Here is a 19,150-nt window from a genome sequence, read left to right as displayed (position 1 = left end):
CAGATTGGCAGAAAATCTTGGAAAAACCGTTCGACAAATGGAGGGGCTTGTTCCGCCTGGTGGGACTCACCTGCTCAGCTTGACATCGCCAGTCGCGTTCGCTATATTCAGCATTAACTGGATTACTTCCAGCGATGAGGGGGAAGAGTAGGTCGCGAGCCACGCGGTAGAGAGCCGGATCAGGTGAAAGCCGGCGCGAGGGCGGACGGCCGAACATGGCCCCCGAGCTCCAACCTTAAAAGCGCCGGCGGCGCGCAGTAGGGTCGGACGGACGGCAGCCGTTAGAATGCCGGGGTGCCGGCGGGCACTCGCCGAGGCGGCGGTAGCGATACCGGCGCGAACAAGGGTGGTACCACGAGATCCCTCGTCCCTGTAGGACGGGGGCATTTCTTTTGAGGGGGAAATACTCATGAGTCCGGCAGGTAAGAACAAACCGTCGTTCTTCATCACAACTCCGATTTACTACCCGAGCGACAGGCTGCACATCGGCCACGCGTACACGACTGTCGCGGCCGACGCGATCGCGAGGTTCAAACGGCTCCAGGGGTATGATGTGTTCTTTTTGACCGGGACTGACGAACACGGCCAGAAAATCCAGAGGCGCGCGCAGGCGGCCGGGAAGACGCCCCAGGAATTCGTCGACAACATCGTGGCCGGCATCAGGGAGCTGTGGTCGACCCTGAAGATAAGCTACGACGATTTCATCAGGACGACCGAGAAGCGCCACGAACTCGCCGTTCAGGAAGTATTCAGGCGAATCGAAGCGAAGGGGGACATATACAAGTCGCAGTACGAGGGCTGGTATTGCGCCGACTGCGAGGCCTACTACACCGAAGCCCAGTACAAAGGGTCTGAGGGCGGCAAGTGCCCCGACCACGACAAGCCTCTCGAAAGGCTCCGCGAGGAAAGCTACTTCTTCCGCATGTCCAAGTACGCGGGGCGCCTGCTGAAGTACATCGAGGACAACCCCGATTTCATCCAGCCGGCTTCCCGCCGGAACGAAATGGTGAGCTTCATCAAGAGCGGGCTCGAGGACCTGTGTGTGAGCAGGACCACGTTCGACTGGGGCATACTGCTCCCGGACGACCCCAGGCACGTGGTCTACGTCTGGTTCGACGCGCTCACGAACTACATCACGGCGGCGGGATTCCCCGCCAGCCCTGAGAGGTTCGCGAAGTACTGGCCCGCCGACGTGCACCTGGTCGGCAAGGAGATAGTAAGGTTTCACACTATAATCTGGCCCATCATGCTGATGGCCCTGGACCTGCCGCTCCCGAAGAAGGTGTTCGGTCACGGCTGGCTCGTGCTCGAGGGAGGCAAGATGTCGAAGTCCAGGGGCAACGTCATCGACCCCGTGACCCTCGTAAACAAGTACGGCCTGGACGCGATAAGGCATTTCCTCCTGAGGGAGATACCGTTCGGCGCCGACGGCGTGTACTCCGAGGACGCGCTGGTCGCCAGGATAAACTCCGACCTCGCCAACGATCTGGGCAACCTTCTTTACAGGACCCTGGTCATGGCGGAGAAGTTCTTCGGGGGGAAGTTCCCCGGGCCAGGTGAGGAGACGCCGCTGGACGCCGAGCTCCGGACGCTCGCGGGCAGCGTCGTGCGGGATATGGAGCAATCAATGGAGCGGCTCGAGATCTCGGGAGCGATAGCAAACCTGTGGCGACTGGTATCCCGCGCAAACAAGTACATCGACGAGGTGGCGCCGTGGGCCTTGATGAGACAGGGCCAGACCGGCAGGGCTGCCACGGCCATTTACTACCTCGGCGAATGCCTGCGGATACTGGGCGTGGCGCTGACCCCGTATCTCGTCGACACGCCGGAGAGGATATGGACCCAGCTGGGAGTGGAGGGCTCGCCGAGGGAGGGCCTGTTCCGTGAGCTCACCGAGTGGGGAGGTCTCAAGCCAGGCACCGTGACGCGCCGGGGCAGCCCGCTATTCCCGAGGATCGACCCCGAGACCAGGGCGCCTGTAGACGCTACGAAGAAGAGCGCGGCCTCCATCACCTCCGCCGGTGGGAACGCCCCCGCGCAAGCGGCGGCGACAGGCTTCTCACCGCAGGCGGGCTCCGCCGGAGCCGCCAGCGCGGAGGAAGTCACTATTGACGCGTTCAAGAGGATGGACTTCCGGGTCGCGAGGGTGGTATCCGCCGAAAAGGTGCCCGGAGCCGACAAGCTCCTGAGGCTCTCGATAGACCTGGGCGATGCCACGCGGGAAATAGTATCCGGCATAGCCGCCCAGTACCGGCCCGAAGACCTGATAGGCAAACAAATAATTGTACTGGCGAACCTGAAACCGGCCAGGATAAGGGGTATCGAGTCGAAGGGGATGCTCCTGGCGGCCTCCAGCGACGAGGACCTCGTGCTGCTTACGACCGACTCAGACATTCCGCCCGGTAGCAGGATATCCTGACAGGAGAGGGGCCGGTGGTGTACCAGTGCTCATAGACTCGCACGCTCATCTCGATATGCCCGACTTCGACCGTGACAGGGATGAGGTCGTGGAACGCGCGGCTGCCGCGGGTGTGGCCATCATAGTGAACGTCGGGTTCAACAGGGCCTCGTCCCAGCGCGCCATGGACCTGGCGGGGCGGTACCCGGGCGTCTACTTCGCGGCGGGGGTACACCCGCACGATGCGAAGGAGTTCGTCCCGGCCGACCTGGCAAGATACCGCTCGATGCTCTCGGACCCGAAGGCGGTCGCAGTGGGGGAAATCGGCCTCGACTTCTACAGGGACCTGTCGCCACGGCCGGTACAGCGCGAGGTGTTCCGCGTATTTCTCCGGCTCGCGATAGATTTGGGAAAACCAATCATCGTCCACGACCGCGACGCGCACGACGAAGTGGTGGCCATCCTGAAGGAGGAGGGCGCGGCCAGGGTGGGTGGCGTGATGCACTGCTTCTCCGGAGACTGGCCTATGGCGAGAGAGTGCCTGAAGATGGGGTTCCTGGTATCATTCGCCGGACCTGTTACGTATCCTAACGCAAGACGGCTCGGCGAGGTGGCGAGGCTGGCCCCGAAGGACACGATCATGGTTGAGACGGACTGCCCCTACCTGACGCCCCAGGCGTTCAGGGGGAAGAGGAACGAGCCTTCGTTCGTGGTCAAGGTGGCCGAGGAACTCGGGAGACTCAGGGGCATTCCGTTCAATAGAATCGCGGAACTCACCTCATCGAATACGCGAAGGGTGTTCGGCATCCCCCCGTCGTGAATAGGCCGGCGACTGCTGGGTATAATAGCTGGCAAAAGCTGCATCTTTCCTCAGCAGGTGCCTGTGAAGGAAGGTGAAGCCGGCCTGTCGAATTCTCTCATCCCATACCTGGGGGGTGCTAATCTGTCTAAGGCTGGTATCAGGGTGAGGACGCTGGTTAAAAACATGGCTGACAAGAGAATCGGCGCCGCGATAGCGGCCGCCGCCGTTGTAGCGCTCATTTCGGGTGTCGCGCTGAATTCGCTGAACGCAGGCGCTTCCGTGACCGTTGTGGCCGACGGGCGCGCTGTGCAGGTCAACCGGCGCGGAGTGCCGGTCGCCGGGATACTTTCGGATGCTGGTGTCCGGCTCGAGCCGGGCGATGTGGTGTCGCCCGACCTCTCGTCCCTGGCGAGGCCAGGCTCGGTCATCATCGTGAACCGTTCGTTACCGGTGAAGGTGATGGTCGACGGGAATTCTGTTGACGTGCGCGTGGCGGGGACGCTGGTGAGGGATGCCCTCGCGGAATCCGGTGTTGAGTTGTCCCTCGGGGATCTCGTGAACCCGCCGCCCGACACCGAAGTGGTCTCCGGGATGACGATATCCGTGACGCGTCTGACCGAGGAGATCGTGACGAAGAAAGTAGCGATACCGTTCCAGACGGAGCGCCACGAGGACTCGAGCCTCGAAATAGGCATATCGAAAGTGGTTCAGCAGGGCCGCAACGGCCTGAAGGAGGTAGTCGTGCGGCTCCTGAAGCGGGGCGGCAAGGTGGTAAGTACGGCCACGATCAGCGAGAAGATGGTCCAGCGACCGGTCCCCCAGGTGATCGCCATGGGGTCGAGCGGCGTAGTCTCGCGCGGTGGCCACAGCATAAGGTTCAAGAAGGCGCTCGAGGTCGTGGCGACCGCGTACACACCGGGCCCCGAGAGCACCGGCGCCTCGGCGGACGGGTACACGTCCACCGGCCTGCGCGCCGGCTTCGGGATAGTGGCGGTCGACCCCCGCGTGATACCGCTCGGGTCGAGGCTTTACGTCGACGGCTACGGGTTCGCCGTGGCGGGCGACGTGGGAGGGGCAATCAAGGGTTCGAGGATCGATGTCTGCTTCGAATCGAAGATGGAAGCCCTGCGCTGGGGCAGGAAAAGAACCAAGGTCTACGTCCTCTGAGGACCGCAGTGTGAACTCGTCTCCGGCGACCGGCACGGGCGGGGGGGTTAATCCACCGCCCGTTTTGCTTTCCGGTGGGCCATCCGCCGGCGGAAGCCCGGTGAAGCTCACGTCACCGTCGGTCGTCGCGGAGGTGCTAAGGCGACACGGTCTCTCGCTCAAGCGTTCTCTCGGTCAGAACTTCCTGGTGGACGAGAACATCCTCGCAAAGGTCATCTCGGCCGTCGACCCTCGCGAGTCCGACTGTGTCGTCGAGTTCGGACCCGGGATAGGGACCCTCACTGTGGCGCTCGCCCCACTGTGCCGCCGCGTCGTCGCCATCGAGCTGGACAGGAGCCTCATACCCGTGGCCGAGGCGCACACGGCACACTTCGGCAACGTGACCGTGTTCCGCGCCGACGCCGCGAAGATCGACCTCAAGGCGGCCATGGAACGAGTTGAACCGGCCACGACTGCCGCCGCAGGCGGGGGCGCGGCCCGCCCGTGGAAGGTCGTCTCAAACCTGCCCTACTATGCCACGTCCCCGATAATCGTGAACGTCCTGTTCTCCGGGGCGCCGGTCAACCGCCTCGTGTTCATGGTCCAGAAGGAAGTCGCGAGGCGGATCGTCGCAGGGCCCGGCGACGAAGCGTACGGCGCGTTCTCGGTGGCCTGCCAGTACTGGACGACGCCCCGCGTGTACTCGAGCGTCCCGCGGGCCGCGTTCATGCCCGCCCCTGAGGTCGACTCGGCCATAGTGGTCATGGACGTGCGCGAGGAACCGCCCGCCGGCGTGGCCGACCAGGCATTTTTCTTCAAGGTGGTCAGAGCGTCGTTCGGCCAGCGTCGTAAGACGCTTGCCGCGGCGCTGCGCGGCCTGTTCGGGCGCGATTCCGTGCGGGGGGCACTGGAGAGCGCGGGGATCGAACCGGCGCGCAGGGCGGAGACGCTCTCGATTCCGGAGTTCGCCGAACTCGCACGGGCGCTGGGCGCGGAGTTTGCAAAAGGAAAAACACAGTGCTAGACTTGTTTAAGGTCAGATGTGGTCAAAAGGGGGTGAGGTCTCGATGATGTTCGTCAGTCCTACCAAGGGGAGCATGAGTTTCGACGCGATGTTCAAGGACATCGTCGGCTACGTGTCCGAGTCGCCGAAGGACAACTACAAGCTGATAATCGGGACCGACTCCCACAGCCGCGACGAGGTGTGTTTCGTCACTGCGGTAATAATCCACCGCATCGGCAAGGGCGGCCGTTACTACTACCACCGGTCCAAGGACCGGAAGATGGCATCGCTCAGGCAGCGCATATTCTACGAGGCCGCACTCAGCCTGGGCGTGGCGAGCCGGCTGTACGAGAAGATGGCGCAGAACGGCCACTCCAACCTGAATATCGAGATTCACCTCGACATAGGCAAGAACGGCGAGACCAAGGACCTGATCCGCGAGATCGTCGGCATGGTCGCGGGAAGCGGTTTCGACGCCAAGATCAAGCCGAACTCGTACGGGGCCTCGAAGGTAGCGGACAAGTACAGCAAGTAAGTCAAAATTCAGCCAATTGCCAAAAGTCCCCCGGCGTGGTATAATAGTTGACATAAGGGGGGCGTCTTTTTTGTCCCCTGAAAGGGCGTGAGCGTATGGCTTCAAAGGGTGTGCTGGGCGACATACGCAGTGGGCTCGAGGGCCACGTAGGCAAGCGCATCACTGTGAAGACGATGAAGAGCCGCCGCAGGGTCCAGATGGATGAGGGGATCCTGGAGCGCACGTACCCGAACATATTCGTCGTTAAGGTTAACGCTTCACCCGTCCCGAGGCGAGTGTCGTATACGTATTCGGACGTCCTCACGAGGACGGTCAGGATTCAGGTTGAAGGCGAGAATAACGAGTTCAGCGTTTCTGCCCTGAGCAAGACGGCATAAGGCTCCAAACCCGCGCCCCTCTCGCACAGCGAGGGGGCTTTTCTTTTTCCCGCTCCTTGCGGCGCAACGGCACTCCGGTTTGCATAACATGTTACCGGAGAAGTAGGGGAAGGGAGGAGAAGGCGGGTGCAGAGGCTGATGAGCGTACTGAAAAGCCGCAAATACGGTCTCCTCCATCTGGACAACGTGGTCGGCGTGGGAATCGGCAACAAGGAAGTCCGCGGGAACTCCACCGGAGAGACCTCTGTCACGGTCCTGGTCAAGAAGAAACTCCCCAGTTCGAATGTACCGGTGGCTCACTGCATCCCGAAGCAGATCAACAGGGTGGCGACGGACGTCATTGAGGTAGGTGAGATAATGCTGCTCGACCGGACCGAGAAGGTGCGGCCGGCCGTGCCGGGCAGCAGCATCGGCCACCCTAAGGTAACGGCGGGCACGTTCGGAGCCGTCGTCAGGGATAGAAAGACGGGAAAGCCCCTCATCCTGTCAAACAACCACGTGCTGGCCAACATCACGGACGGCAGGGACGGTCGCGCGCGCGTTGGAGACCCCATACTCCAGCCCGGGCGGTATGACGGCGGCCAGGCAGAGGATGTAGTCGCTTACCTCGAGAGATTCGTGCCGATATGCAGGGTCTCGAGCAGGGCAACGTGCCCTCTGGCGCTGGCGGCGGAGGGTGTCGCAAACATGATGCTTCGCGCGGTCCAACCGTCGTACGAGATGCAATTCGTCCGGAAGTCCAGCAGGGAGAACCTTGTTGACGCGGCAGTTGCCCGCCCGGTCTCCGAGGACATGATCAAGGCGGACATAATGGAAGTGGGGGCGGTCAGCGCATATCGTGACGTCGAGATCGGCATGAAGGTGAAGAAAAGCGGCCGGACCACCGGATTGACCACGGGGGTCGTCAAGGTCATAAGTACGACGCTCAAAATCTCCCTTGGAGAGGTTGGCGAGGCTTACTTCGTGGATCAGATAGTCACCTCGGCCATGGGGCAACCCGGCGACAGCGGCTCGCTGGTAGTCACCGAGGACGGCGCGGCGGTGGGCCTCCTGGGGGCCGGTTCAGACCGCGCGACGATCTGCAGCCGCATAACGAACGTCATGGAGCTGCTCGACATCGTGATTTAGCCAGGCATATCGCGGACCTCACGCCACACGTGGCTGGAAGCGGGCTGTCGCTTCCAGTTTGCTTTTCCGCACGTCGGGGACACTCATTGAAGGCCGATATGTGGAGGGAGTTATGGGTCGTAAGGTCCGGGGGAATCTGGTGATCATCGGTGGTGCGGAGGACAAGGACGACGATATGGAGATACTGCGTCTCGTGGTGCGGCTGGCGGGAGGAAACGAGGCAAGGATGGCGATCATGACTGTCGCGTCCGTGGATCAGGAGGCCACCGGCCGGGAGTATCGGGAGATATTCCTCAGGCTGGGGGTAAAGTCAGTCGAAGTCCTGCACGTAGAGACGCGGAGCGATGCGGCGAGGCCGGGGAACGCCGCCACGCTGGCGGAATCGACGGGCGTGTTTTTTACCGGGGGCGACCAGCTGCGGATAACGAGCCTTCTCGGCGGGACCCGAGTGTATGAAGCATTGCAGCGCGCGTACGAGCAGGGCGTAGTCATAGCGGGGACGAGCGCTGGCGCGTCCGCCATGAGTGACACCATGATAATCGAGGGCGAGGGCGATGAAACCCCACTGAACTTCGCCGTACGCATGGCCCCGGGCATGGGCCTCCTGGAAGAGGTTGTCGTGGACCAGCATTTCGCCCAGCGCGGCCGCACAGGCAGGCTCATGCTCGCGGTGGCGCAGAACCCGTACATACTTGGCGTCGGGATAGACGAGGACACGGCTATCATCGTCGACCCCGAAGCCAGGTTCAGGGTTGCCGGGTCAGGCACCGTAACCGTAATCGACGGGAAGCGCCTGGCCCACTCCAGTGTGTCCGAGCAAGACCTGTATAAACCGGTGGCAGTGCTGGGCGCCGTGGTACACACCCTGGCGCCCGGATACGGATTCGACCTTTCGCGTCGCGAGCCGCTTTTCCCCCGCGAGGTCGAGGAAACGCCTTCCAGTGACGGGGGCGTTCGATGAATACGGACGGCCGGGTTTGCACAGCCTAGTCTTCGATTGTGGGGGATTGTCGATGAGGTTGGTGGACATCAGGGTCGTGGAAGGGCCCAACGTCCACAGCAGGAGCCCCGTGGTCGAGATGCTGATAGACCTCGGGAAGTTCGACGACGTTCTGACGAGCGAGATTCTGGAGTTCACCGCCAGGATCCTCAGACTGGTCCCAGGCCTTGCGGAGCACTACTGTTCGGTGGGACGCCCGGGCGGTTTCGTCGAGAGGCTTAGAGAGGGCACTTTACTGGGCCACGTGATCGAGCATGTGGCCCTCGAACTTCAAGCGCTTGCGGGTGCGTCCGTGTTCTACGGGAAAACCCGGGCGACCTCTCGCAAGGGCGTCTACAGGATAGTGTTCGAGTCAAGCGAGGCCGGCGCCGCAATCCAGGCGGGGCGGGCTGCTGTCAGGCTGGTACAGTGCGTGGCGTCCGGCGCCCCTTGCGACGCGTCACGGACGGTCGAAAGGATAAGGCGCCTCATACTCTCGGGGGGTCTCGGGCCGAGCACCCGCGCGATAGCCGACGCCGCCAGGCGCAGCGGCATCCCCGTCATGAGGCTCGACAACTCCAGCCTGGTGCAGCTCGGCTACGGAGTGCACCAGAGGCGCGTCGAGGCCACCGTCACGGACCTCACGTCCTGCGTCGCCGTGGACGTTGCCAAGGACAAGAACCTCGCCAACAGCATCCTCCGTTCCAGCGGAATTCCGGTGCCTGCGGGGGATGTGGCGGTCACCGAGGCGGAGGCGCGAAGGCTTGCGTCCGATCTCGGCTACCCGGTCGTCGTCAAACCGGTCGACGGCAATCAGGGCAAGGGGGTATCGCTGAATCTTACGAGCGAGCGCGAGCTGCTCGACGCGTACCGGTTTGCGAAGAAGTACAGCAAGAGGGTGCTGATCGAGAAGTTCGTGACGGGGCGGCACTACCGTGTTCTCGTGGTGGGCGGCAGGGTGGTCGCCGCGTCGGAGAGGATACCCGCGCACGTCGTGGGGGACGGGATTCACAGTGTCCGCCGGCTCGTCGAGATCGCCAACTCCGACCCCCGCAGGGGCGAGTCACACGAGAAACCCCTGACCAAGATCAGGGTCGATCGCATAGTGGTGAACACGCTGGCCCGCCGGGGGCTGAGCCTCGAGCACGTCCCCGAGCCGGGGGAGATAGTATACCTCCGCGACAACTCCAATCTCAGCACGGGCGGGATAGCCATCGACGTCACCGACGAGGTCCACCCCGACACCGCGAGGACCGTCGCCCGCGCGGCCGCCATAATCGGCCTGGACGTGGCCGGCATCGACGTGGTCATGAACTCGATCTACGAGCCCCTGGGCCACGAAAACGGGGCGGTCATCGAGGTCAACGCGGGGCCCGGTATCCGGATGCACCACTACCCCTCGCATGGGCGCGCGCGTGACGCCGGCGAGGCGATCGTGCGCCACCTCTTCCCGCCCGGCAGCAGGTCCCGCATCCCGCTGGCGGCAGTCACCGGCACGAACGGTAAGACCACGGTGACGCGGATGATATCGCACGTCCTGACGCAGCACGGCCTGGTCACCGGCATGACGACGACGGACGGCGTGTTCATCGCCGGGTATAAGGTCCTGGGAGGCGATACGGCCGGACCGCGGAGCGCGCGGGCAGTGCTGATGGACCCGCGCGTCGAGGCGGCCGTGTTCGAGACCGCGCGGGGTGGGATCCTGAAGTGGGGGCTCGGCTTCGACCAGTGCGACGTGGCCGTAGTGACCAACGTCACGGACGATCACCTTGGACAGGGCGGGATCGACAACCTTGAGGATCTGAGCCGCGTGAAGTCGGTGGTGCTGGACGCGGTGAAGCCGGATGGCTTCGCCGTGCTGAACGCGGACGATCCCGTCGTGCTGAACATGATCGAGCGCTGCAGGCGGAGGATCATATTTTTCACCCTCTCCAACGACAACCTGCTTGTAAAGAGGCACCTGTCCGCCGGGGGAAGCGCGGTAATACTGAAACGCGGGATGATATGCGTAGTCACCGGCGATTCGGAGCGGAAGGTCGTCCAGGCACGGTGCGTGCCCGTGTGTCTCCGCGGTAGAGCCAGGCACAACATAGAGAACACCCTGGCCGCGACCGCCGCCTGTGTGGCGCTGGGGGTCCCCCTCGCAACCATACGCGATGCCCTCAAGTACTTCGGGAGCGACTCCGAGAACCCGGGGCGCCTCGACTTCTTCAGCGTCGGCGACGTCAGGGTGCTGGTCGATTACGGCCACAACGCGGCGGCGCTTCAGCGGACGATCGAGACCCTGAAGGCGATAAGGCAGCGGGGCAGATTGATCGGCGTGGTGACTTCGCCCGGCGACAGGCGGGATGAGGCCGTAATCAACCTCGGCCGGGTGGCCGCGAGGGGATTCGATTTCATCGTCCTGAAAGAGGACTCCGACCTGCGGGGCCGGAAGCCCGGGGAGATCGCGTCGCTCCTCGGGAGGGGTATCGTCGAAGCAGGGCGGAACCTCGATGATGTGGAAATCGTCCTGGACGAGGGGGAGGCGGTACGGCACGCGATCAGAATGGCCCGCCCGGGGGATCTTGTCGCGGTCTTCTACGAGAAGTACAATGTTGTACTGGGCGCCCTCGAAGACTTGCGCGCTGAAGCGATATCCATTCAGGGAGTAGAGGGCCAGGCCCTGCCCACCGGAACCGTGCCTGAGCAGGTATAGGGAGGTGTTGGTGGGGCCGCGTGGAATAGTCCCCCAGGGGTGCCGCAGTGGATCAGATAACCGTCAAGGGGCACGCTAAAATCAATTTGACTCTCAGGATTCTCTCCCTGAGAGGTGACGGCTACCACGAGGTTCGAAGCATCATGCAAAAGATCGACCTCTGCGACGATGTCGTCCTCACAGACCGCCTGGACGGTCTGATCACCGTCACCTGCGACAACCCCGACATCCCCCAGAACCCCAAGAACGGTTCCTACAACATCGCCGCAAGGGCGGCGGAACTCCTCAAGCAACGGTTCGCCCCGGACAGGGGCGCGGACATCTTCATCAGGAAGCGCATCCCCGTGGCCGCGGGACTCGGCGGGGGTAGCTCGGACGCGGCGGCGTGCATCACCGGCCTCGCGAGGTTGTGGGGCCTCGACATTACGACGGAGGAAATGCTCCAGGTAGGGGCCGAGATCGGCTCGGATGTCCCATTCGCGCTTTCGCCCCAGACGGCATTCGTGCACGGAAGGGGCGAGAAGGTCCGCGTGATCACACCCGCGCCGCCGTTCTGGATGACGCTCGTCAAGCCGGCGCCGTCCCTCCTTGCCGCCGAGGCGTACGCGGAGTTCGACAACGGCGGCGGCAGTGACGGCGGCGACGAGCGGCTGGTGCTCGACGGTATCATAAGCCAGGACGTGGAGAGGATGGCCTTCGGAATGGGCAATGCCCTGCAGGGGCCGGTCGAACGGCTGGTGCCTGAGGTCGGGAGCATCATCGACAGGCTGAAGAGGTTTTCGCCGCTATGCGCTATCGTTTCGGGGAGCGGGCCCACGGTTGTTGCCATTACCAGGGACAGGGAGCACGCTGCCGAGATGCTCTCGGGATTCGAGGGCGAGCGCGGCATAGAACATACGATGGTCGTCCGGTCGCTTCACGGGGGGGCGAGCATATGAGCCTCGACGCGGTGGTACTCGCCGGCAGGGTAAACGAGGGGAGGCTGAAAGGCGCGTCTGCCGAAGAGTGGGAGGCGCTCATTGACATCGCCGGGGAGCCGATGTTGCAGTACGTGATCGACGCCCTCGAGGGGGCCTCTTCTGTCAGCGGCATCGTGGTCGTCGGTCCCGGGGACGTCCTCGGCAAGCGGATTCGCAGCAGCCGAACACGGTATGTGCAGCAGGGCGGGGGTATGCTCGACAACCTGTCGAGGGGCTTTGAAGCCCTTCCCGGCCGGGACAAGGCGCTTGTGTGCACGTGCGACATCCCGCTAATCACCCCGCAAGTCGTCGACGGCTTCATTTCCGAGTGCTCGGTGGAGGACGCCGACTTCTACTACCCGATTGTGAGCCAGGAGGTGGCCGAGGAGCGATTCCCGGGCGTCAAGCGCACGTACGCGGCCACGGCGGATGGGACGTTCACCGGGGGCAACATGTTCGTAGCCAGGCTCGGCTCCGCCGGGAAACTCAGGAACACCCTCGAGTTCCTTGTCGAGAACAGGAAGAAGCCGCTCAGGATGGCCGCCGTTCTCGGCGTCTCGTTCACAATTAAGCTCCTGTTCAAGAGGCTTACCGTCCGCGAGGCCGAGGACAAGGTGCTGAAGCTGTACGGCATAAGGGCAAAGGCCGTGTTCACGGCTTTCCCGGAAATCGGGATCGACGTGGACAAGCCGTCGGATCTGGAACTGGCGCGGTCTATGCTGGGAGGCCGGGGATGACGCCTGGAGTCAGCCCTGTTAACCGGGGACCGGTGCACTGAGAGCAGGTGAATTGAGGGCATGACGAATCGAGCGGCGGGGAAAAACCCCGCCGCCTCTAGATTCGTGGGACAGTGACTGTGATTGTGGCGTATGACGCCCCGAGGTATGACTTGGCCCGAATGGTGTAGTCACCCGCCGGAAGATCGATGCTGCGCTCGCCCCCGCCCCTGTATAGCCCAGCGAACCCCCCAGGCGACTCCACCGTGAAGTAGAGCCCCTCCTGATGGTACTGCCTGTTCACAGTCTCCAGCGAGTTGTACGACACCGTTATGGTCGTGGGCTTTGAGATGGAGAACTCGATCGTGTTTGGGTCCAGCGACCCCCACCCGAAGCGTCCTGTCAGCGTGTATACATCAGGTTGAGGCGCAATGGGCGGCGGATCAGGCTGCGGATCTGGCTGCGGGGCGGGGTCGCCCGGCCCGCCCGGATCTGGCTGTGGGTCTGTTCCCGGCGGCGGTTCCGGCCGGGGGTCCTGGTCGACCGGGCCCGTCGTAAAGGAAGTCCTCCAAAGCGGGGCCTTCCTGAAGCGCACCGTTATTGAGTGAACTGCGGATGGCTTCCAGCCGCTACGGGGAAGGTAACTGATCTCAACACGTTGGTCCGTGGGGCGACTACGGCGGCCGGCGCTCCGCGGCGCGGCGGCGACTGAAGGCGGGACCACCTGCGTTTTTCCGTCGCAGGCGTCCTCGAGCGTTATGGCGCCGTTTTTGACGAGATGTACGAGGGCGTTCGCGCCGTGAGACGGGACGGTTAGCGCCAGCACGAGGGGGCGGTCCGGTTTCACGCCGTTTTCCCCCGCACGGATGCTGGCCTCGAAGGCCAGGCGCGGAATGGGGATGCTGTGGCGCAGTGAGTTTTCGCGCGATGGGTGACGCGGGATGCACGGGGACACGTTCGCGATGAGCGTACACGCGAGTAACGGAACCAGCAGGACGCTCGGCAAGGCTGACCACTCTCCTGTGAGTAGCCCCGGCCCAATCGACCCCCCGTACGGATCATTCTACTGGAAGCGAACTGGCAACTCAAGTGACCCGGGCCTCAACTTTTCGACATTCATTCGCCGCGCGGGGCCGGGCGACCAGGGGCAGACCGGTTAATCGTTGAAGGTTTCGCGTCCGCGGTGTGGAAACAATTCCTGAAAAGGTGAATGAAGCAATTAGCCACAACGGCGAACGTTCGGGATCCCAACCGGGGGAGTGAGGTTAATGGCCAGGGCCCACAGGGGTGAGAGGATAGCCTTCATCGTGAAATCCCTGATCGAGCGGCCTTCCGCCGTGCTGTCGCTGTCCACCTTCGCGGACCGCTTCGGGGCAGCCAAGTCGACGATAAGCGAAGACCTCGCGATTGTCAGGCGGGGCATTGAAGACGCCGGCGCCGGAAGGATAGTCACCATGGCCGGCGCCGCGGGAGGCGTCAAGTACGTCCCCAGCAGGCCGGTGGCGGACATCCGGCGCATCGCTCTCTCCGTGTGCGGAATGTTGTCTTCGCCCGATAGAATACTACCCGGTGGATTCCTGTACATGACCGACCTCATCAACTCTCCCGTACTGGCCTGGGAGATCGGCGAGGTGTTCGCCACGAAGTTCGCCGGCGAGGGTATCGACTACGTGGTGACCATGGAGACCCGCGGCATCCCGATCGCGCTCATGACCGCGCGGGCGATGGACCTCCCGCTGGTCGTATGCCGCAGGGACAGTGGAGTCACCGAAGGGTCGTCCGTGGGCATCAACTACGTGTCGGGGTCGACCAGGAGTATCCAGACCATGTCGCTGCCCAAAAGGGCGCTTCAGCCGGGCTCGAAGGCGCTCGTGATTGACGACTTTATGAAGGCGGGCGGGACGGCGAAGGGCATTGCCGACCTCCTGGGTGAATTCGACGTCACCGTAGCCGGTACGTGCGTGGTCGTGGCCACGTCGGAGCCCGGTAAGAAGCTGGTGGATGAGTTCCTGGCGCTCGCCGTGCTGGAAGCGGTGGACGAGACGGAGAGGCGCGTCAAAATCGGCCCCGCCGGCTGGGTGCCGGAGGAGGGTCGCTAGAATGGCCAGGATTACCGGACTTCCCAGGGCTTCTCGTTACAGGAAATCGATCCGCCCTGTGGTATAATACCAACGGAGGTGCGCCATTAATGCGCGAGGTTGCCGCGATCATACTCGCGGCGGGCCTGGGGACCAGGATGAAGTCCTCCCTGGTGAAGACCATGCACCCGCTCAGGGGCAGGCCCATGATAACTTACGCAGTCGACGCCGCGAAGGACATAGATCCGGCGCGGCTTGTCGTTGTAGTGGGGCACCAGGCCGACAGGGTCAAGAGGGCGCTGGGGGACGGAATCGAGTACGCGCTCCAGGCGGAGCAGCGGGGCACGGGCCACGCCGTGATGCAGGCCGCCCCAATTCTCCAGGGTTTCGACGGTGACGTCGTCGTCCTTTACGGGGACATGCCCTTGCTCCCCCCGGCTCTGGTAGCAAGGCTCGCGGACGCTCACGACGACGCCGGTAACGGCGCGACAGTGCTCACAGCGGTCTTCGGCGACCCCTCCGGTTACGGCCGCATCATCCGCGACGAGAACGGCGGCTTCCTGAGGATCGTCGAACACCGCGAGTGCACTCCGGACGAGCTGCGGATCTGCGAGATCAACACCGGCGTATACTGCTTCAAGGCCGGGCCGCTGTTCGAGGCGCTCGGGCGCATACGCCCCGACAACTCGCAGGGGGAGTATTACCTGACAGACGTCCTGGAGATTATCGTCGCGGCGGGCTTCCGGGTCGGCACGGTGCAAGCGGACGACCCCCTCGAGGTAATGGGGATCAACGACCGCAAGCAGTTGGCGCTGGCCGAGGCCGTACTCAAGGAGAGGCGGCTCGACGCGCTCATGCTCTCGGGTGTCACCATCCAGGACCCCGCCTCGGTGTTCATCGACGACTACGCCCGGATCGGCCCGGACACCGTCATCAAGCCGTTCACCTTCGTGGAGGGGCGAACGGCGATAGGTTGTGGGTGCACGATCGGGCCCTCGGCGAGGCTTGTCGATACCTCGGTAGGGGACGGGTGCGTCATCGAGTTCTCGGTGGTGGAGGGGAGCACGCTTGAGGACGAAGTCAGGGTTGGGCCGTTCAGCCACGTAAGACCGGGCACTACGCTGAAGTTGGGGGCCAGGGTCGGAAACTTCGCCGAGGTCAAGAACTCCGTCATCGGCAGTGGCTCCAAGGTCCCGCATCATAGCTACGTGGGCGACGCGGACATCGGCTCGGGGGTCAACATGGGGGCCGGCTGCGTGACCGTCAACTACGACGGTAAACGCAAGCACAGGACCGTGATAGAGGACGGCGCCTTCATCGGGTGCAACGCCAACCTCGTGGCTCCGGTGAAGGTGGGAAGCAATGCGTACGTCGCCGCCGGATCCACCGTCAACCAGGAGGTCCCGGAGGGGGCCCTGGCGATCGCCCGCGCGCGTCAGGAGAACAAGCGGGACTGGGCCAGGCGTAAGGCGGGAAAAGCGTAAAGGGAGGAAGAGCGCGCATGAGTGAAGGGAACGGCAACAAGCTGAAGATAATCGCAGGCAGCAGCGCGCCTGATCTCGCCGCCGAAATCGCGCGGCATCTCGACCTTCCGCTCGGTAAGATAGAGCTTGGCAGGTTCGCCAATGGGGAAACACGCGTCATCATCAACGAGAACGTCCGGGGTTGCGACATTTTCGTCATCCAGTCCACGTGCTCGCCCGTGAACGACAACCTCATGCAGCTCCTCATCATAATGGACGCCCTGCTCAGGGCTTCGGCCAGGCGCATCACCGCCGTGATTCCTTTTTATGGATACGCGCGGCAGGACCGCAAGACGAGGGGCCGCGAACCGATTACCGCAAAGCTGGTCGCCAACCTCATAACCACCGCGGGTGCCGGAAGAGTCCTCACAATGGACCTTCACTCGGGCCAGATACAGGGGTTCTTCGATATCCCCGTCGACCACCTGTCGGCGATCCCCATACTCTCGGAGTACTTCTCCAACAGGGGACTTGAGGACATCGTCATCGTCTCGCCGGACGTGGGGAGCATGTCGCGCGCGAGGGACATGGCGCATAAACTGCGGGCGCCTATCGCGATCGTGGACAAGCGCAGGCCGGAGCCGAACGTGGCCGAGGTTATGAACATAATTGGAAAGGTAAAGGGAAAGACTGCCATCATCATAGACGACATGATAGACACCGCCGGAAGCATCGTCCAGGCCGCGGAAGCCATACTGGGGAAGAGCGCCCGCGAGGTGTACGCGTGCTGTACCCACCCCGTGCTGTCCCACCCAGCAATCGAGCGGATAGAGAAGAGCCCGATCAAGGAAGTCATCGTGACCAACACGATCCCGCTCGGGAAGGGCGACGCCGGCGGGAAAATCAAGGTCCTGTCCGTAGCGAGGCTCCTCGGGGAGGCGATCTCGAGGATACACGATGACCTGTCTGTATCGGAGTTGTTCGACTAACCGTGTGTCCCGGGAAGCCGCCATGTTCGAGTACGGCCCGGTGCTGGAAAGCGACCTCCCGCAGGTCGCGGATGTTTTCGCCGAGTCTTTCCGCGACAGCGTCACCCACATGTTCGGGGACGTTGTCCCTCTCAAGGCTATAGAGGACCTATTCCGCGCCTGCCTCGATTCCGAACCGGGCTGTTTCCACGTGGCCAGGGACGAGAGCAGGGTAGCGGGTTATATATTCGCCCCATCGAGTACTTTAAGACTGTGGAAGATAGCGCTCCTGCGCGGGCACGTGCTAAGATGGATCGGCCGGTGGATCCGTGGGGAGTATGGTTTCAGGATGAGGCCGGTCGGGGCGCTGATGGCTGACAAGGTTGGATTCATGTCGTCCGCGCTCACGGGCGGCCCGTACGTGGATGCGCGCATACTCTCGGTAGCAGTGAGTCCGCAGTATCGCGGGAGGGGACTCGGGAGCGCTCTCGTGCAGGCCGGGCTGGATTACCTGGAAAGGCGCGGGGTCTTCAGGGTGAGGCTCGAGGTCAGGCCGGCAAACACGCCCGCGGTGGCGATGTACACGTCGTTCGGTTTCGTCGAGGCGGGCTTTACCAGCGATAGTCAGGGGAAATGGATGATCATGATCAGGGAATCACGGCGTCCGAGGAGGATCGAATATGGAACAGGTGGAGATCAGCGCGGTATTGAGGGGTAGCGGAAAGGGCGTGGCCAGGAGGCTCAGGGCTCAGGGGAAGCTTCCGGCGGTAATCTACGGAAAGAGCACCGAAAGCACACCGCTGGTGTTTGACAGGAAGACGTTCGAGAAAGCGGCGCGCGGGGACAGGAACGTCCTTTTGAAGGTGCGTATTGAGGGGCCCGGCGGCGTCGTCACGAAGAACGCCATGATCCAGGAGATCCAGGAGGACCCCGTGAAGTACACGCCTCTTCACGTCGACCTCCGCGAGGTCAACCTGGAGGAGAAGATCAAGCTCAGGGTATCCATCCACCTGGTGGGCGAGGAAGAGCTGCAGGCGAAGGGCGCCATTCTGCAGCACCAGATGCGCGAGGTCGAGGTGGAGTGCCTCCCGGCCGCGGTGCCCGACCGCATCACCGTGCACGTCGGCGACCTCAATCCCGGCGACCACGTGACGGCGGGTGACCTCAAGATCCCGGAGAACGTGAAGCTCCTCGAAGAGCCGGACGAGCTCGTGATATCGGTGCTCGCGCCGAGGGCCGAGGAGGAAGTCGAGGCTCCGGAGGCCGCGCCTGAAGGAGCCGAGCCCGAGGTAATCAAGAAGGGCAAGGACGAGGAAGCGAAAGAGGAGTAGGGTCGAGTATGCTCATCACCGGCCTTGGCAACCCGGGACCGGCTTACCGGTTTACCAGACACAACCTGGGTTTCCGCGTGGCCGACCTGATAGCGGAAAGGCTTTCGATTTCGTTGAACCGGACATGCTGGCAGGGCGTGTCCGGTTCTGGAATGATCCGGGGACAGCGCATTACCATATTGAAACCCCTGACTTACATGAACCTGAGCGGGCAGAGTGTCCGGAGGGCACTGGAGGCCATGGGGGAAGGGCCGGCCGACCTTCTCGTGCTCCACGACGACATGGATCTCGAGTTTGGGCGCCTGAGGATCAGGCTGAGGGGTTCATCCGGGGGCCACAGGGGCGTGCAATCGATCATCGACTCCCTGGGCACGGAGGAGTTCCCGCGGCTCAAGCTGGGCGTCGGGAGGCCGCCGGAGGGTATCGATCCCGTAGACTACGTACTTACGCCATTCAGTGTGGCGGAGGAGGAGGCGATGGCGGCCTTGCTGGACGCGGCCGTCGGCGCTGTGGCCGCCATCATTGACCTGGGTTACGAGGCGGCGATATCGAGGCACAATTCGTAGCGC

The 19,150-nt window shown here is 63.2% G+C and carries 18 protein-coding genes; 17 read left to right on the top strand and 1 reads right to left on the bottom strand.

What is annotated here, in order from left to right:
• Positions 1-409 precede the first annotated feature (409 nt).
• The 11 genes from metG to HPY55_10710 all read left to right on the top strand — a co-directional run bounded on the left by metG (position 410) and on the right by HPY55_10710 (position 12,762).
• A complete protein-coding gene (metG, locus tag HPY55_10760; protein ID NPV71108.1) occupies positions 410-2,419 on the top strand; it encodes a methionine--tRNA ligase in 2,010 nt (669 codons plus the stop codon).
• A 25-nt stretch (positions 2,420-2,444) separates the two neighbouring features.
• The gene (locus HPY55_10755; protein NPV71107.1) at positions 2,445-3,218 is read left to right on the top strand and encodes a TatD family hydrolase; all 774 of its coding nucleotides are present in this window, start codon (positions 2,445-2,447) and stop codon (positions 3,216-3,218) included.
• Positions 3,219-3,281: 63 nt separating this feature from the next.
• Complete coding sequence (locus HPY55_10750) at positions 3,282-4,367, top strand: DUF348 domain-containing protein (GenBank protein ID NPV71106.1); 1,086 nt, start codon at positions 3,282-3,284, stop codon at positions 4,365-4,367.
• Between the two features lie 100 nt (positions 4,368-4,467).
• A complete protein-coding gene (gene rsmA / locus HPY55_10745; protein NPV71105.1) occupies positions 4,468-5,370 on the top strand; it encodes a 16S rRNA (adenine(1518)-N(6)/adenine(1519)-N(6))-dimethyltransferase RsmA in 903 nt (300 codons plus the stop codon).
• 43 nt (positions 5,371-5,413) lie between these two features.
• Complete coding sequence (locus HPY55_10740; protein NPV71104.1) at positions 5,414-5,884, top strand: hypothetical protein; 471 nt, start codon at positions 5,414-5,416, stop codon at positions 5,882-5,884.
• Positions 5,885-5,979: 95 nt separating this feature from the next.
• Positions 5,980-6,261, top strand: a complete 282-nt coding sequence (locus tag HPY55_10735) for a Veg protein (GenBank protein ID NPV71103.1) — start codon at positions 5,980-5,982, stop codon at positions 6,259-6,261.
• 138 nt (positions 6,262-6,399) lie between these two features.
• Positions 6,400-7,389 carry a hypothetical protein gene (locus HPY55_10730; protein ID NPV71102.1) on the top strand — a complete coding sequence of 330 codons (990 nt, stop codon included), beginning with the start codon at positions 6,400-6,402 and terminating at the stop codon, positions 7,387-7,389.
• Between the two features lie 112 nt (positions 7,390-7,501).
• The gene (locus HPY55_10725) at positions 7,502-8,350 is read left to right on the top strand and encodes a cyanophycinase (protein NPV71101.1); all 849 of its coding nucleotides are present in this window, start codon (positions 7,502-7,504) and stop codon (positions 8,348-8,350) included.
• Positions 8,351-8,402: 52 nt separating this feature from the next.
• Positions 8,403-11,066, top strand: coding sequence for a cyanophycin synthetase (gene cphA / locus HPY55_10720; protein ID NPV71100.1), 2,664 nt, complete (start codon positions 8,403-8,405; stop codon positions 11,064-11,066).
• Between the two features lie 47 nt (positions 11,067-11,113).
• Complete coding sequence (gene ispE, locus HPY55_10715; GenBank protein ID NPV71099.1) at positions 11,114-12,004, top strand: 4-(cytidine 5'-diphospho)-2-C-methyl-D-erythritol kinase; 891 nt, start codon at positions 11,114-11,116, stop codon at positions 12,002-12,004.
• Complete coding sequence (locus tag HPY55_10710; GenBank protein ID NPV71098.1) at positions 12,001-12,762, top strand: NTP transferase domain-containing protein; 762 nt, start codon at positions 12,001-12,003, stop codon at positions 12,760-12,762. Before ispE ends, HPY55_10710 begins: the two co-directional genes overlap by 4 nt.
• 97 nt (positions 12,763-12,859) lie before the next feature.
• Here the strand turns inward: HPY55_10710 and HPY55_10705 are convergent, their stop codons facing one another.
• The gene (locus HPY55_10705) at positions 12,860-13,747 is read right to left on the bottom strand and encodes a hypothetical protein (protein NPV71097.1); all 888 of its coding nucleotides are present in this window, start codon (positions 13,745-13,747) and stop codon (positions 12,860-12,862) included.
• A gap of 262 nt (positions 13,748-14,009) precedes the next feature.
• Between HPY55_10705 and purR the strand changes: the two genes are divergently transcribed.
• The 6 genes from purR to HPY55_10675 all read left to right on the top strand — a co-directional run bounded on the left by purR (position 14,010) and on the right by HPY55_10675 (position 19,147).
• Positions 14,010-14,840 carry a pur operon repressor gene (gene purR, locus HPY55_10700; GenBank protein ID NPV71096.1) on the top strand — a complete coding sequence of 277 codons (831 nt, stop codon included), beginning with the start codon at positions 14,010-14,012 and terminating at the stop codon, positions 14,838-14,840.
• A gap of 89 nt (positions 14,841-14,929) precedes the next feature.
• The gene (gene glmU, locus HPY55_10695) at positions 14,930-16,303 is read left to right on the top strand and encodes a bifunctional UDP-N-acetylglucosamine diphosphorylase/glucosamine-1-phosphate N-acetyltransferase GlmU (GenBank protein ID NPV71095.1); all 1,374 of its coding nucleotides are present in this window, start codon (positions 14,930-14,932) and stop codon (positions 16,301-16,303) included.
• Positions 16,304-16,320: 17 nt separating this feature from the next.
• Positions 16,321-17,271, top strand: coding sequence for a ribose-phosphate pyrophosphokinase (locus HPY55_10690; GenBank protein NPV71094.1), 951 nt, complete (start codon positions 16,321-16,323; stop codon positions 17,269-17,271).
• Positions 17,240-17,968: a GNAT family N-acetyltransferase gene (locus HPY55_10685; GenBank protein ID NPV71093.1), complete on the top strand. Its 729-nt coding sequence runs from the start codon at positions 17,240-17,242 to the stop codon at positions 17,966-17,968. The genes HPY55_10690 and HPY55_10685 overlap by 32 nt, the downstream gene beginning before the upstream one ends.
• Positions 17,931-18,581 (top strand): 50S ribosomal protein L25, encoded by a 651-nt coding sequence (locus HPY55_10680; GenBank protein NPV71092.1) that lies wholly within the window; start codon positions 17,931-17,933, stop codon positions 18,579-18,581. The genes HPY55_10685 and HPY55_10680 overlap by 38 nt, the downstream gene beginning before the upstream one ends.
• Before the next feature lie 8 nt (positions 18,582-18,589).
• The gene (locus tag HPY55_10675; protein NPV71091.1) at positions 18,590-19,147 is read left to right on the top strand and encodes an aminoacyl-tRNA hydrolase; all 558 of its coding nucleotides are present in this window, start codon (positions 18,590-18,592) and stop codon (positions 19,145-19,147) included.
• The last annotated feature ends 3 nt before the right edge of the window (positions 19,148-19,150 follow it).

Source organism: Bacillota bacterium, from assembly GCA_013178305.1.
GTDB lineage: Bacteria > Bacillota > Sulfobacillia > JABLXB01 > JABLXB01 > JABLXB01.
This window is presented reverse-complemented; position numbering and strand designations above follow the sequence as displayed.